Below are 13,044 nucleotides of genomic sequence, written 5' to 3' on the forward strand. Positions count from 1 at the left end.
TCCTACCGAAGCCATTTTATGGCTTGTATCTCTGTTCCTTCCCCCGTTACGGAATTTAAGCTAAATTCATCCATCAGCCTTTTCACGCCGGGAAGTCCCGCTCCCAGTCCGCCTGACGTTGAAAACCCGTCTTCCATGACTTTTCGGATATCAGGAATTCCCGGCCCTTTGTCTTCCGCTATAATTTTCAGGCCCATTTTTCCTCTGTCTGCAACCTGTTCAATTCCAATCTGGCCCTTGCCGGCATATAAATAAATATTTCTGGCTAATTCTGATATAGCCGTTGTGATTCTTGCCTGGTCTACTGTGCCGAACCCCAGCTCTTTTGCAACGTTTCGCCCTAGCTGTCTGGCTGCCACGATATCCCATTCTGTCATGATCTTTACACAGGATTGGTCGTTCATAGCTATTCCCCCAATTCCCGCTTCAATGTCTCAAGCCCTTGCTCTAAGTCGAGCGCCGTTTCGATTTCCTCAAGCGCGATTCCAAGTTCAATCAGCGTCACCGCAACGGCGGGCTGAATGCCGGTTAAGACAACTTTTGCGCCCATTAACTTAGACATTGTGATGACATCACCCAGCACTTTGGCGATAAATGAATCAATCATATCCACAGATGTCAGGTCAATGACGACCCCGTTTGCACCTGTTTCGTATATTTTATTTAATAAGTCTTCTTGAAAGGTTAATGCGGTTTGATCATCTAGTTCCCATTGAATAGATACTAATAAGCAATTATACAGTTTCAAGATCGGGATTTTCGGATGTCTCACAATATTATTCCCCCAATGAAACGATTTTTCGATCCGTCATTTCCAATGCTGTTTGAATTCCTTTTTGCAGGGTATTCTTAGTAATAACTTGGGATAAATCAATGCCAAGGTTAACGATCGTCTGGGCGATTTCCGGACGGATTCCGGCAAGCAGGCATTTCGCTCCGACAAGCCTTACCGCTTCAGACGCCTGAATAATATGATGGGCAACCATCGTATCGACGACAGGCACACCGGTAATATCGATCAGCACGACTTGGGAACGGTGTTTGACAACGCCGTTAAGCAGATTCTCCATAATTCGTTTTGCGCGTTCCGTATCAATCGTTCCGACCAGCGGCATGACCGTTATATTTTCAAAAACCGGGATCAGCGGCGCAGAAAGCTCCTGCAGTGCGATTTTTTGCAGGGATACTGTTTTTTCCCATGAGATGGAGTACTGATTAAAAATTTCTGTATTAATCGGACTGAAGAAGCGGTCAATCTGCCAGATTAATTCTGTACTCTCTTGATCTGGCAATCTCTTATCGTTCATCTTCGTGTAGAGACGCTTCCAGAATTCAGCAAGCGCCGTAGCCAGAAACTTCAAAGAAAGTCCGATTTGAACGGCTCTCAGCGCCAGTTCGCTGATTTGGCTTTCAGCAGCGCTCTCATCATTAACAGATGAAAGCAGAATGTCGATATATTCTTTAGATATATTTTCATAAACTTGGTCAGTCAGCTGATATGATTCTTGTTCACTTAATTCTTTTAGTGTGTCAGTCCACAATTGAAGCAGTTCATTTTGATTCTCGGCTATGAACTGATAGACAGTCTGATTCGACATCAAATTCGCTTACCTCCCGATAAAAAACAACATATTTTTTCGTTATTCCACTATTATATCGTTAATGTTTTTTGAAAACAAAAAAAGTTGCTCTATTTGAGCAACCAGGTAAATATTACTAAAAATCAATGAGTGCCAAACTGATCTGTAAGGCTTCATCAACCTTATCCATCATTTCATCATCCAGATGAGTAATCTTATCCGTTAACCTTTGCTTGTCAATCGTCCGAATTTGCTCCAGCAAAATAACGGAATCTCTTTCAAAACCGTAGCGTTTTGCATCAATTTCGACGTGGGTTGGTAATTTCGCTTTCTGTATTTGGGCTGTTATGGCTGCAACAATAGCAGTTGGGCTGAAGCGATTTCCGATGTCATTTTGGATCACTAAAACCGGGCGCACCCCGCCTTGCTCTGAGCCAACAACAGGAGATAAATCAGCAAAATAAACATCGCCGCGTTTCACAATCAAATGATTATCCTCCGCTGACTAAGCGCTCAACTGTCGTTTCAGCCTCGCACTCCGCAAAGTGAGCCTCGGAAGAAATGTTCAGGTTGATTTTCGCCATTTCCATATAGCCGCGTCTCATCAAATCACGGTTGTGACGAGTTGTTCGTTCGCTGACATAGGCTCTCACTGCTTGTGATATCAGTTCGTTTCTGCTTCGTTTCTCCCGCATCGCTACACCATCCAATTCAGCTACTAGGTTTTCGGGCAAGCTGATTTTCATTTCGGTTCTTGCGCTGGATTCAGACAAAAAACATACACCTCCACCAAACTTACGGATACGACTCTTTTATCCATCCAGTGATAATGATACCATTATTCACTCTTCAAGCAAAGCTGTTTTAAAAATTCTCTATCGTGATATGAGCTATTCGCTTGCATTCCCCTGCAATAAAGGGTTTCTTACTTCCATTATACTCCCATTTTCCAAAAACATACGGGGAACGCGGGAACTTATTGTACAAGCCACCTCGTAGTTAATGGTTTCGAGCCTGCCTGCGACCTCATCCATGGAAATATATTCATCCCCCTGGCAGCCGATCAATGTGACTTTTGAGCCCGGCGGATATTCCTGATCCAGCTCCACCATAAATTGGTCCATGCAGATTCGGCCGGCGATTTTCAGCCGTTTTCCTTTCACGAGTATCTCTGTTCCCTTTAATTGGCGGAGCCAGCCGTCCGCATAGCCAACGGGTACCGTTCCAATCCATGTGTCTTTTTCCGCTGTGTATTCCGCCCCGTAGCTGACACTTTCCCCTTTATGTACCTTTTTGACATGCGACAGGGTCGAATGCAGGGTGAATGCGGGACGCAGTTTAAACGGGATTTCATCGGTAATTTCCGCTGACGGACGCAGGCCGTACATGCCGATGCCAAATCTGACCGCGTTAAAAAAGCCTTTTTTCAGACGCAGGCCGGCGGCACTGTTGGCGCAGTGAACCATCATTTTCTTTAAAGGCAGAGGAGCAATCAATTCTTTAAAGCGTTCAAACTGCATCAGAAAGTAGTCTCTTTGTTTTTCATCAGCAGTCGCAAAATGAGTGAAGACCCCTTTGCATTTTAAGCCTGGGTTGCGCTCCAGAATTTTCATCACGTGATGAATCTCTTCTTCTGTTTTTACGCCGAGCCTGTTCATTCCCGTATCGACTTTCAGATGAAAATGAAGGGAAGCTTTCTTGAGGTGGCGCGCAGCTTCTTGAAGCCATTCAACAGAATAACCCGTTAACGTCACATCGTATTCCGCCGCGATTTTCACATACTCCGGAGGAACCGCGCCGAGCACCAATATAGGCGCTTTCAGGCCCCGCTGGCGAAGAGAAATCGCTTCATCCAAGATCGCCACGGCTAAGCATGAAGCACCTGACTCAAGAGCCGCCTTCGCTACTTCGGCATCCCCATGTCCGTAGGCATTTGCTTTCACAACCGCCATCAGGTGGACATGTTCACCGATGTGTTTTTTCATATTACTTACATTTTCTTTAATCGCGGACAGATCAATTTCCGCCCACGTGTCTCTGTAAAAAGGTTTTGTGCTCATTTATGACACTTCCTAGCGTTTATTCAATATCATTTACATATCATACTAAAATTATAGGGCAAAGTGAAATTCTGCCTGACGAAAAAAAGGCCAAATTTGATTCGGCCTTTAGGAGATTATTTGGATGATTGTCCCTTCATGCTTTTGGCGACTGTCACCATCTCCTCTTGTGAAAGATCTTTTGATGACAGAAGATAATCCACGCCTTCGTAAGTCCATGTTAGCGAAGCATCTGACAAAGCGCCGATTGTGTAGCCGAGATTCACCGGTTCCGCGTTCAGCGTGACTGAGGAGGACGCTTTCGCAACCTGGGCTTTTTCCTGAATTAAGGTAAACGATTTTTCTCCGCCGTAAGTCATGATGACGCGCTTGCCATCTTCCGTTGAAATATCTTTTTCTTCAAGCAGTTTTACGCCTAGCGGCAGTTCAAGCGGCGTTTTGACGGCAAAAGAGTCGGAAGGCTTCGCGCTAGTGGCGACATCCATTTGAGAAAGGGTCATATTTTTCTTTTCATCAAAGGACTCTTTGTCAAATTGCTTATTGAATTGGAAGCTGCTGAACTCTACTTTCACCATCACTTTACGGTCGGTATCCATGACTTTGACAGATAGCGGGCTCATGTCCTTCTTGTTAAATGTGATTTCTTGTGTCGGAAGCATTTTGTTATGCTGATAGTTCGTTTTTGTTTCAAATACGTATTCTGATTCTTTTGAAGTGAAGACTGCATCCGAATCATTTTGAACATCCTTTACAAGCGATTCAAACAAATAGACTTGGCTGCTGTTGTTTGGCCAGTCGCTTTGAAACCTGAAGCTCTTATTTAAAGACGGTGTGAGAACAAATACTCCGTTTTCATTTCGTAAAATGACTTGGTTTTGGTCCTTTTTCGGATTTTCCAAATAGACCCGGTACAGAGACGGTTTTTTGTGCCAGATTTCCACATTGTATACTTGCGGGTCACTCCCTGTCTCAATGGTCATTTTTGCTTTTGCTTTGTACGAGGTATATTCTTTCGCCTTCTCGTCCAGCCCGGTAACGACATCTTCCTGTGATTTTTGTCCGCAGGCAGAAAGAATAAGGACAGCCAGCAGTCCCGTTAAAAGCAAAACAAAGCTTTTTCTCACCTTTTTCAACCCCTTTTTCTCAATTGATGTAAAAGGAAGAAATCGCTTGTTTGACTTTAACGGTACGCTCGGTACACGGTTAAACAGAACAGAGGCGTACCATAAAAGCCTCAAACAACTCGTCTCCCTTAATGCATTATCAAATATATGAGAGGGGTGTCCCTAATATGCAGACTAGCTTGACAACCTTTCAATAACAACCTGTGCAGCCGCATATTCCTTCGTATGAGTGATTGACACATGAACAGCGGCTTGGCTCAGCTTTGCGCAAACAATAAAAGGCTTGCCATTCGAATTTTTTGTCACTTCAATATCTTGAAAACTTAATTTCTTGCCTATTCCTGTGCCGTATGCTTTCGAAAAAGCTTCTTTTGCCGCAAATCTTCCTGCGAGAAACTCAATTTTTCTTTTCTCAGAAAGCTCATGATACTGAGCAAGTTCGCCGCCTGTTAAAATACGCTCGGCAAATCGTTTCTGGCGATCGGCCATTGAAGCGATCCGCTTAAGCTCAACGATGTCTAATCCTATACCGTAAATCATGTTTTACACCCTCCTTTGCGCTTGTACTATTTGAATGGTTTGTCTCATAAACGTGTTACTATAGAAATACCAAAATGATGAAATGGGGCTCGGCATGTTTATACGGACTGAAAACTTTCAAACCTTTATCAGGCTTTATCCCGTTGTCACCTTTATATTGGCTGCTCAGGCCGTTCTCTGGCTTTTCTTTTCACTTCCTGTTCCTTCAGTCGTGTTGTGGAGAGACGCTGTCACAGGCTATAACCTTGGCGTCGCTAACGGTGAATGGTGGCGGCTGGTCACGCCGATTTTTCTTCACGCAGGGTTTACCCATTTGCTGTTTAATTCAATGTCCATCTTTTTATTTGCGCCGGCTCTGGAACGAATGCTTGGAAAAGCGCGCTTCCTTCTTGTGTATGCAGGCTCCGGAATGATCGGAAACATCGGCACGTATTTTACAGAACCGCTGGATTATGTGCATGTCGGGGCTTCCGGCGCGATTTTCGGGCTGTTCGGCGTTTATCTGTTTATGGTTCTTTATCGTAAAGAGCTGATCGGGCAGGACAACTCCAAAATGATTATCACATTGCTTGCCTTTGCCGTTCTCATGTCGTTTATCAACTCCAATATTAACATGATGGCCCACCTGTTTGGACTTTGCGGCGGGTTTCTCCTGTCTTTTTTATGTGTGCAAAAAAAAGAGCGGCGGTATTAACCGTCCGCTTTTTCATATGAGTACCAATTTAAAATGAAATCTGCATCCTCTTCTCCCACATCTCTCACCGTTAATTCTTCCATATGGCTTGACGATTTTACCGAGGTGGAAATGGTATACAGCTTCCCCTTCTTTTGAAAATAAGATTGGCTCGCTTTGCATACCTGCATTCGCTTTCTCAACACAATTGCAGTCGTTCTGCCGATAAATCTCGATGTCAGCTGGAGACGGTCTCCGCTGATCACCCAGGCCGCATCTTTATAAGCAAGATACCCGAAAAACAATTCAATCGGCAGCAGGACAATCGAGAGATAACCCCATGGCTGAAAGAAAATACACAGCGGAATGATGAAAAAGATGGAGAAAATGGTTGAGCGGAATAAGTACCGCTTCAATGCGCGCCGCGGCAGATGGCGGCGATTTTCTTCCAGCGTGTATTCCGGCGTAAAAGTACGCAGCATGCCGGGAAGCTTTTTTTTGTGGATCATCGGAAACAGAATGGTCGAAGCGCCCTCTGCTTTTTCCGGGTCTCCTCCGCCGCCCGCGCTGACGATTGACACCGTCGCAAAACCGAAAAGCTGGCGGATGATGTTTTCTTTTATTTTGATGGCTTGTATTTTGCGAAGCGGTATGGTGACTTGGTGTTTTTCAATAATACCCCTTGAAATCACCAATTCCTGCTCTTTTTTCATGATTTGAAAGTTAGCATATTTGAACATCATGCCGGCTATGCTGAGAATCCAGGTGATAAATAAACCAATAAATATAAGTACGGCGTATATGCCTATATTGGCGTGCTGCAGAAAGGAGAATTTCTTAAAGAGCCAATCCATCGGCAGCACCTCATCCAGCTGAGAAATGAGCGCAAATACAGCAGAGATAATCACGCCGATTCCTCCGGAAGTTGAAGCGGCCATAAGTAATTCTTTTGCATTCATGCTGTAGTTCACCTGCGGCTCTGCATCCGGGAGCGCCTCTTTATCTCCTGACAGGCCTTCATCGGTATCGATTGAATTTCTTTCTGCTTTTTTCTTGAATACGGCTTCTTTGATTCTTTCAGCTTCTTCAACTGATATAGCCGACAATACCGCTTCCGCCTCTTTGCCGCCGCCAGCCGTTTCAATTTGCAGTTTGACAAGCTTGAAAATTTGCTGGACCACACCCGCACTCGTATTCATCGTTTGAATCCGGTCAATCGATATATACCTCTTTTTCGTCACAAACAAGCCTTCTTCGATTCTGAATTCATCATCTTCGATTCGATAGGAAAACTTTCTCCATTTGATGATGCTTGCTGCCACGAGCCAGATGAACAAAACGCCGAGCGCGATGGCTCCGTAAAAACGGACAGTATGATTAGAGTTGACGATATACACAAAAAAGAATGGCAGAATAATATTTTTTATCGTTTGAATAATGGTATGGGATAAATTCAAAATGACTGCCGCCGGGTGAAGGCGTTTCGGTTCAGACATCATCGTCAGTCACCCTTGCCAGGCGCGAAATGGAGTCTCTCAGCTGATCCGCTTCCTCCATCTCTAAAGCAGGAATTGAATGCACAGTTGCTGCCGTGGAGATTTTCACTGTTGCCAGATTGTATTTTCTTAATAACGGCCCTTGCGATGTGTCTACGTGCTGAACCCTGACCATCGGCACGATCACGCGTGTCACAACAAAGATACCTGATTGAATATCTATTTCGTTTTCATGAACTTCATAACGCCACACTTTGTGCCGGATCTTTGGAATCAGATAAATCGTCACAACCGAACCCAGCAGCCAAACTGCGCCGAGCACGCCGCTGATCCAGTACGGCCAATGAAAAAAATAACTGAACACTGCAACTGCTATGACAATAAGCAAGCAGACAGCGGATATGATTATCTCTTGAAGTCGCCAAACCTTTAATCCGTCTGGACTGATTTGGTTTTTTGGCTGCTTTCTCAAAATACCTACCTCCCGTTTTTATCATCGTTACTTATACGCACTTATGCAGAAAAAGTTTCATCTTTAAGCATACATAGAAAAAACGGTGCCGTCAGCTGAAAGTTTGCTTAATGTCCATGAATTTTTGAACATAAAAAAAGCCCAAAACAACTCATGTTTTAGGCTCTTATATTCTTTACAGAATTAGTATGATTTTTTCTGGCGTCTGTCACCTGAAGAACGGCGATCGTTTGAACGCTTTTTATCATAGGAAGAACGGTTGTTGCTTTTCCCTTTACCGCCCCGGTAACCGCCGCCTTGTCCGTCTCTGCGTTTAGAAGTGCGTTGGTTTTTGTAGCGTTTGCCGATCATCGGCGCTTCGTCCGTTAAGCGAACAGGCGTGCTATCCGGCTCTTTTGTAGCCATTTTGATAGCCGCTGCAACCACTGTCACTGCATCATGATCTTCAAGCAGCTCAGCTGCCGCTGTCATGTAGAAGTTCAAGTTGTTTTCGCTGATTGTCGTACGAAGACGATCAACTGTAACCTGCTGCTGGCCTTCTAACGCTTCATCAAGTGTCGGCTCTTTCATGCGGTCCATTTTGCGTTTCGTTGTTTGTTCAATTGCGCGAAGCATGCTTTTCTCACGCGGTGTGATAAACGTCATCGCCATACCTGTTTTACCTGCGCGGCCTGTTCTTCCGATACGGTGAACATAGCTTTCAGGATCTTGAGGCACGTCGAAGTTGTACACGTGTGTAACACCTGAGATATCGAGTCCGCGAGCTGCAACATCAGTTGCAACAAGTACTTCGATTGCACCTTCTTTAAATTTGCGAAGCGCAACCATACGTTTCGCCTGCGTTAAATCACCATGAATTCCTTCAGCTGCATATCCGCGAAGGTTCAGGGCTTCTGCCAGTTCATCAACACGGCGTTTTGTACGTCCGAATACAATCGCAAGCTCAGGAGACTGAATGTCAAGAAGACGAGTCAGTGTGTCGAACTTTTTACGTTCCTGTACTTCCAAATAGAACTGCTGAATGTTAGAAACAGTCATTTCTTTTGCTTTTACTTTTACGTGTTCAGGCTCAGTCATGAAACGCTCTGCAATGCGTTTGATCGGCGCTGGCATTGTAGCTGAGAACAGAAGCGTCTGATGCTCGCTCGGCACATTTGAAAGAATAGATTCGATGTCGTCGATGAACCCCATATTCAGCATTTCATCCGCTTCATCCATTACAACAGTATTTACATTGTTTAAACGAATCGTGCGGCGGTTAATGTGGTCAAGAAGACGTCCCGGTGTTCCGACAATGATATGCGGATTTTTCTTTAACGCCCGGATTTGTCGTCCAATATCCTGCCCACCGTAAATAGGAAGAACTTTCGCACGTTTATCTTGTCCGATTTTATATAATTCTTCAGATACTTGAATGGCTAGTTCACGGGTTGGTGCGATTACGATTGCTTGAATATTAGGAGACTCGGGGTTAATTTTCTCAACAAGGGGTATACCAAACGCAGCTGTTTTACCTGTACCTGTTTGCGCTTGTCCAATGACATCTTTATTTGAAAGTCCGAGCGGAATCGTTTGTGCCTGAATCGGCGTTGCTTCTTCAAATCCCATACGGTTAATTGCCTTCATGAGATCAGAACTTAATTGAAAATCTTGAAACGTTATAGTCAAATTATTCAAACTCCTTCTAATTGCTGTTTCAGTAATGTCGTGATTTACCACTTAAAAACTGCCCTCCATGGAAAAAGGACAGGATCCTTACGTATACAAAGCCCGAATTACTTTAAGTTTTATCTTACCATTACACTACTTGTTTTTCAATAACGCGGTAAGCAGATCAGCATTTTGAATGCGCTCGCTGACCTGCTAACCAAATATGCCGGACGATGCCCAATCCCGCTCCTTGTGTCCGCGGAAAACCTAAGGTCAGCGGGTGGCGGTCCGTACACATATTTTCGTATCGCGAAATAAACCTGTCATTATTGTACCATAGCCTCAGCCGGTCATACATAAATTATTTCGGGCCGGCATACATTAGTGTCTGCACATCATTTTTATTTTATGATTGCAATCTGCTTTTTTCCGCAGGATTTTTTAAGAAAACGGGCTCTCCATTAAATCTTTAACGATTTCTTCAAGCTTCATACCTCTTGACGCCTTGAATAAAATCAAATCTCCCTTTGCCGCTTTATTCTTCAGGGCCTGAGTGAGATCTTTTTTGTCGCTGAAGTGGCTGATGCGTTCTTCGCTAAAATGTTCCATCGCACCTTCCGCGATAAATGCCCCAAGTTTTCCATACGTAAAGACGTGGTCAATTTTGTCCGGGCTGATCACAGCGCCGCATTCTTTATGGAACGTTTCTTCAAGATCGCCGAGTTCAAGCATGTCTCCGAGCACGACCATTTTCTTCCCGTATCCTTCAAGGCTTTCTGTCAGTTGGATTGCAGCCTTCATCGACGTCGGGCTCGCGTTATAAGCGTCATTAATAATAGAAATGCCGCTGTCTGTTTTCATCAATTCAAGTCTCATGCCGGTGACCTTCAGGCCGCTTAATCCTTTTGCCGCATCCTCAGGTGTGATGCCGAAATAAGCCCCTGCAGCGATTGCCGCCATGGCGTTCATCACATTATGTTTGCCCAGTATAGGGATAAAAAACGTTTTTTCTATGCCTTTGATCGTAAAATGGGTTCCCGCTTCACTCTGGCTGACATCCTGCAGCTGATAATCGTTTTGCGCCCCAGTACCATACGTTTTCGTTTGGCAGCTGTAGTCCTTTTGCAAGAGCGGTTCGTCTCCGATATAAATCAGCACACCGTCTTCTTTCAGGCCGTTGATAATTTCCAGTTTCGCTTCCGCAATGCCTTCTCTTGAACCAAGATCCTGCATGTGGGATTCGCCGATATTCGTTATCACAGCCGCATCCGGATTTGCCAGGCGGCTCAGGAGGTCAATTTCTCCTTTTGCGCTCATTCCCATTTCCAGTACGGCAATTTCTGTATCTTCAGGCATCGCTAACACTGTAAGCGGCAGCCCGATATGGTTGTTGAAGTTTCCTCCTGTTTTATGGACGCGGTACCGCGTTTGCAGGACAGTGTGAATCATGTCTTTGGTCGTCGTTTTGCCGTTGCTTCCTGTTACCCCGATGACACGTGTGCCCAGCTCCTGTAAATAAGCTTTTGCAAGCTGCTGGAGTGCAGACAATGTATCTTCCACCAGAATCACAGCTTGATTCTCGGGCGGATTTGGTTCCGAGCGGTTCCACAGAACGGCAGACACACCAGCTTCAAAAGCCTGCGGCACAAAAGTGTGGCCGTTAAAATGTTCCCCTTTCAGCGGGATGAAAAGCTGATTGCTTTCCAGCTTTCTTGTATCTGTAGCAACTCCATGAATGACTGTATTTTCATATTGCGGGTTTGTCAGTGTGCCTTTGACCATTTCGGCAATTTTTTTTACGGTTCGCTTAATCAAGTAAGGTCCCTCTCTTTCTTTTGGTGATATACGGGAAAAGACACTGCCCTTTTACCGGCAGTGTCCGTCTTCATTTAGAATGTATGTTTAATCAATTGTTTTTCAGCGTGGCGTTCTTTAGCCAGCTCTACAAGCTGTTCAATGAGGTCAGCGTATTCAACTCCGGCTTCTTTCCAGAGAAGCGGGAACATGCTGAACGGTGTAAAACCAGGCATCGTGTTTACTTCATTGATCAGCACTTCGCCGTCAGCTGTCAGGAAAAAGTCCGCTCTGACAAGTCCTGAACCGTCAATTGATTTAAACGCTCTGATCGCCATGTCACTGATTTTCGCGTATTCCTCATCTGTTACAGCCGCAGGAATAATCAGGTCAGTGTCTCCATCCTCGTATTTCGCTTTGTAATCGTAGAAATCTGTCTTAGGTGCGATTTCTCCAACTGCAGAGCATTTAGGATCATCATTTCCGAGAACGCCGATTTCAATTTCGCGGCCGTTGATGCCTTCTTCGACTACGACTTTCCGGTCATATTGGAACGCCAGCTCAAACGCTTTTTGCAGTTCTTCACGGTTTCGGCATTTGCTGATTCCGACGCTTGAGCCAAGGTTGGCCGGCTTCACGAAGCAAGGGTAGCCCAATTCTTGTTCTACTTGCTCGCAGCTTTCTTCTGGAGAACGAGTCCAGTCTTTTTTAAGGAAGGCTGTGTATTTCGCCTGTGCAAGGCCGGCTTGCGCAAACAAATGCTTCATGACAACTTTATCCATACCAGCTGAGGAAGCGAGCACACCGTTGCCGACATAAGGAATATTTAAAAGTTCAAGCATTCCCTGAATCGTTCCGTCCTCTCCGTTCGGGCCGTGCAGGAGCGGGAAGACGACATCAATTGCTTCATTTTGTTGTGACACTTCCTGCGGAAACATCTCCTGGTTGAGAGCAGATGGAGAAAAAGCAGTTCCGCCCTGCTCAAGCTGAAGCATTTTTACGTTGGAAACAGGCTCTGTTAAACGTGCGCCTCTTATCCATTCGCCTTTTTCAGTTATATAAATTGGATGTATATCAAACTTCTCAGTATTTAGCGCTTTTGTTACAGCCAGAGCTGTCTGAAGCGAAACATTATGTTCGGCTGACTTACCGCCGTACACTAATCCTAGACTTGTTTTCAATGGATACTCCCCCCACTACAATTCATCTTTACTATCTTATCACTTTCACAAGAAAATGATCTAATTATTTTTGGGCATGCTGAAGCTGAATGCATTTGTATGTAATTCCTTTTTATTTTATATTAAAATGGCATTGAAAAGGAGATGTGACATATGAAAAAAATCACAACAAAAGAACAATTTAATGAATTGATTCAATCTGATAAAGAAATCATTGTAAAGTTTTATGCTGATTGGTGCCCTGACTGCACACGCATGAATATGTTCATCGGCGATATTTTGGAAACGTACAATCAAAACGATTGGTACGAGCTGAATAAGGACGAGCTTCCTGAACTGGCTGAAACATATCAGGTAATGGGTATTCCAAGCCTGCTCATTTTCAAAAATGGAGAAAAAACAGGCCATCTTCACAGCGCCAATGCCAAAACGCCTGAAGAAGTGACTGAATTCTTATCAGAACATATAAGCTAA

General features: G+C 44.5%; 15 protein-coding genes. 2 read left to right on the forward strand and 13 right to left on the reverse strand.

Annotated features, from left to right (window positions below):
• Nucleotides 1-2 precede the first annotated feature (2 nt).
• The 8 genes from rsbT to acpS all read right to left on the reverse strand — a co-directional run bounded on the left by rsbT (nucleotide 3) and on the right by acpS (nucleotide 5,304).
• Complete coding sequence (gene rsbT / locus DIC78_RS07575) at nucleotides 3-404, reverse strand: serine/threonine-protein kinase RsbT (RefSeq protein WP_106020946.1); 402 nt, start codon at nucleotides 402-404, stop codon at nucleotides 3-5.
• 2 nt (nucleotides 405-406) lie between these two features.
• Complete coding sequence (gene rsbS, locus DIC78_RS07580; RefSeq protein WP_003225190.1) at nucleotides 407-772, reverse strand: RsbT antagonist protein RsbS; 366 nt, start codon at nucleotides 770-772, stop codon at nucleotides 407-409.
• A 4-nt stretch (nucleotides 773-776) separates the two neighbouring features.
• Nucleotides 777-1,601 (reverse strand): RsbT co-antagonist protein RsbRA, encoded by an 825-nt coding sequence (gene rsbRA, locus DIC78_RS07585; RefSeq protein ID WP_081638235.1) that lies wholly within the window; start codon nucleotides 1,599-1,601, stop codon nucleotides 777-779.
• Between the two features lie 115 nt (nucleotides 1,602-1,716).
• The gene (ndoA, locus tag DIC78_RS07590; protein ID WP_003156187.1) at nucleotides 1,717-2,067 is read right to left on the reverse strand and encodes a type II toxin-antitoxin system endoribonuclease NdoA; all 351 of its coding nucleotides are present in this window, start codon (nucleotides 2,065-2,067) and stop codon (nucleotides 1,717-1,719) included.
• 4 nt (nucleotides 2,068-2,071) lie between these two features.
• A complete protein-coding gene (endB, locus tag DIC78_RS07595; protein ID WP_003225183.1) occupies nucleotides 2,072-2,353 on the reverse strand; it encodes a type II toxin-antitoxin system antitoxin EndoAI in 282 nt (93 codons plus the stop codon).
• A gap of 117 nt (nucleotides 2,354-2,470) precedes the next feature.
• Nucleotides 2,471-3,640 carry an alanine racemase gene (gene alr, locus DIC78_RS07600; protein WP_024120297.1) on the reverse strand — a complete coding sequence of 390 codons (1,170 nt, stop codon included), beginning with the start codon at nucleotides 3,638-3,640 and terminating at the stop codon, nucleotides 2,471-2,473.
• A 116-nt stretch (nucleotides 3,641-3,756) separates the two neighbouring features.
• Complete coding sequence (locus DIC78_RS07605) at nucleotides 3,757-4,773, reverse strand: LolA family protein (RefSeq protein WP_081638241.1); 1,017 nt, start codon at nucleotides 4,771-4,773, stop codon at nucleotides 3,757-3,759.
• 165 nt (nucleotides 4,774-4,938) lie between these two features.
• Nucleotides 4,939-5,304, reverse strand: a complete 366-nt coding sequence (gene acpS, locus DIC78_RS07610) for a holo-ACP synthase (RefSeq protein ID WP_106020948.1) — start codon at nucleotides 5,302-5,304, stop codon at nucleotides 4,939-4,941.
• A gap of 94 nt (nucleotides 5,305-5,398) precedes the next feature.
• Here acpS and DIC78_RS07615 point away from each other — a divergent pair, with 94 nt between their 5' ends.
• Complete coding sequence (locus tag DIC78_RS07615; protein ID WP_024120294.1) at nucleotides 5,399-5,998, forward strand: rhomboid family intramembrane serine protease; 600 nt, start codon at nucleotides 5,399-5,401, stop codon at nucleotides 5,996-5,998.
• On the opposite strand, the gene DIC78_RS07620 is transcribed toward DIC78_RS07615, so the two are convergent.
• The 5 genes from DIC78_RS07620 to DIC78_RS07640 all read right to left on the reverse strand — a co-directional run bounded on the left by DIC78_RS07620 (nucleotide 5,995) and on the right by DIC78_RS07640 (nucleotide 12,570).
• Nucleotides 5,995-7,476 (reverse strand): PH domain-containing protein, encoded by a 1,482-nt coding sequence (locus DIC78_RS07620; RefSeq protein WP_106020950.1) that lies wholly within the window; start codon nucleotides 7,474-7,476, stop codon nucleotides 5,995-5,997. The two genes, DIC78_RS07615 and DIC78_RS07620, sit on opposite strands and share 4 nt — an antisense overlap.
• On the reverse strand, nucleotides 7,466-7,945 hold the full coding sequence (locus DIC78_RS07625) for a PH domain-containing protein (RefSeq protein WP_106020952.1): 480 nt from the start codon (nucleotides 7,943-7,945) through the stop codon (nucleotides 7,466-7,468). The genes DIC78_RS07620 and DIC78_RS07625 overlap by 11 nt, the downstream gene beginning before the upstream one ends.
• A 183-nt stretch (nucleotides 7,946-8,128) precedes the next feature.
• Nucleotides 8,129-9,613 (reverse strand): degradosome RNA helicase CshA, encoded by a 1,485-nt coding sequence (gene cshA, locus DIC78_RS07630; RefSeq protein WP_044161742.1) that lies wholly within the window; start codon nucleotides 9,611-9,613, stop codon nucleotides 8,129-8,131.
• 423 nt (nucleotides 9,614-10,036) lie between these two features.
• Nucleotides 10,037-11,410 carry a UDP-N-acetylmuramoyl-tripeptide--D-alanyl-D-alanine ligase gene (locus DIC78_RS07635; protein ID WP_106020954.1) on the reverse strand — a complete coding sequence of 458 codons (1,374 nt, stop codon included), beginning with the start codon at nucleotides 11,408-11,410 and terminating at the stop codon, nucleotides 10,037-10,039.
• A 74-nt stretch (nucleotides 11,411-11,484) separates the two neighbouring features.
• Nucleotides 11,485-12,570: a D-alanine--D-alanine ligase gene (locus DIC78_RS07640; protein ID WP_095714122.1), complete on the reverse strand. Its 1,086-nt coding sequence runs from the start codon at nucleotides 12,568-12,570 to the stop codon at nucleotides 11,485-11,487.
• Between the two features lie 153 nt (nucleotides 12,571-12,723).
• Here DIC78_RS07640 and DIC78_RS07645 point away from each other — a divergent pair, with 153 nt between their 5' ends.
• Nucleotides 12,724-13,044 carry a thioredoxin family protein gene (locus DIC78_RS07645; RefSeq protein WP_010333104.1) on the forward strand — a complete coding sequence of 107 codons (321 nt, stop codon included), beginning with the start codon at nucleotides 12,724-12,726 and terminating at the stop codon, nucleotides 13,042-13,044.

It is taken from the genome of Bacillus halotolerans (genome assembly GCF_004006435.1).
GTDB lineage: Bacteria > Bacillota > Bacilli > Bacillales > Bacillaceae > Bacillus > Bacillus halotolerans.

Bases quoted from the DNA above. Each gene is read 5' to 3' on its own strand.
- rsbT (WP_106020946.1), bottom strand. From the start codon at position 404: ATGAACGACCAATCCTGTGTAAAGATCATGACAGAATGGGATATCGTG.
- alr (WP_024120297.1), bottom strand. From the start codon at position 3,640: ATGAGCACAAAACCTTTTTACAGAGACACGTGGGCGGAAATTGATCTG.
- acpS (WP_106020948.1), bottom strand. From the start codon at position 5,304: ATGATTTACGGTATAGGATTAGACATCGTTGAGCTTAAGCGGATCGCT.
- DIC78_RS07615 (WP_024120294.1), top strand. From the start codon at position 5,399: ATGTTTATACGGACTGAAAACTTTCAAACCTTTATCAGGCTTTATCCC.
- DIC78_RS07620 (WP_106020950.1), bottom strand. From the start codon at position 7,476: ATGATGTCTGAACCGAAACGCCTTCACCCGGCGGCAGTCATTTTGAAT.
- DIC78_RS07645 (WP_010333104.1), top strand. From the start codon at position 12,724: ATGAAAAAAATCACAACAAAAGAACAATTTAATGAATTGATTCAATCT.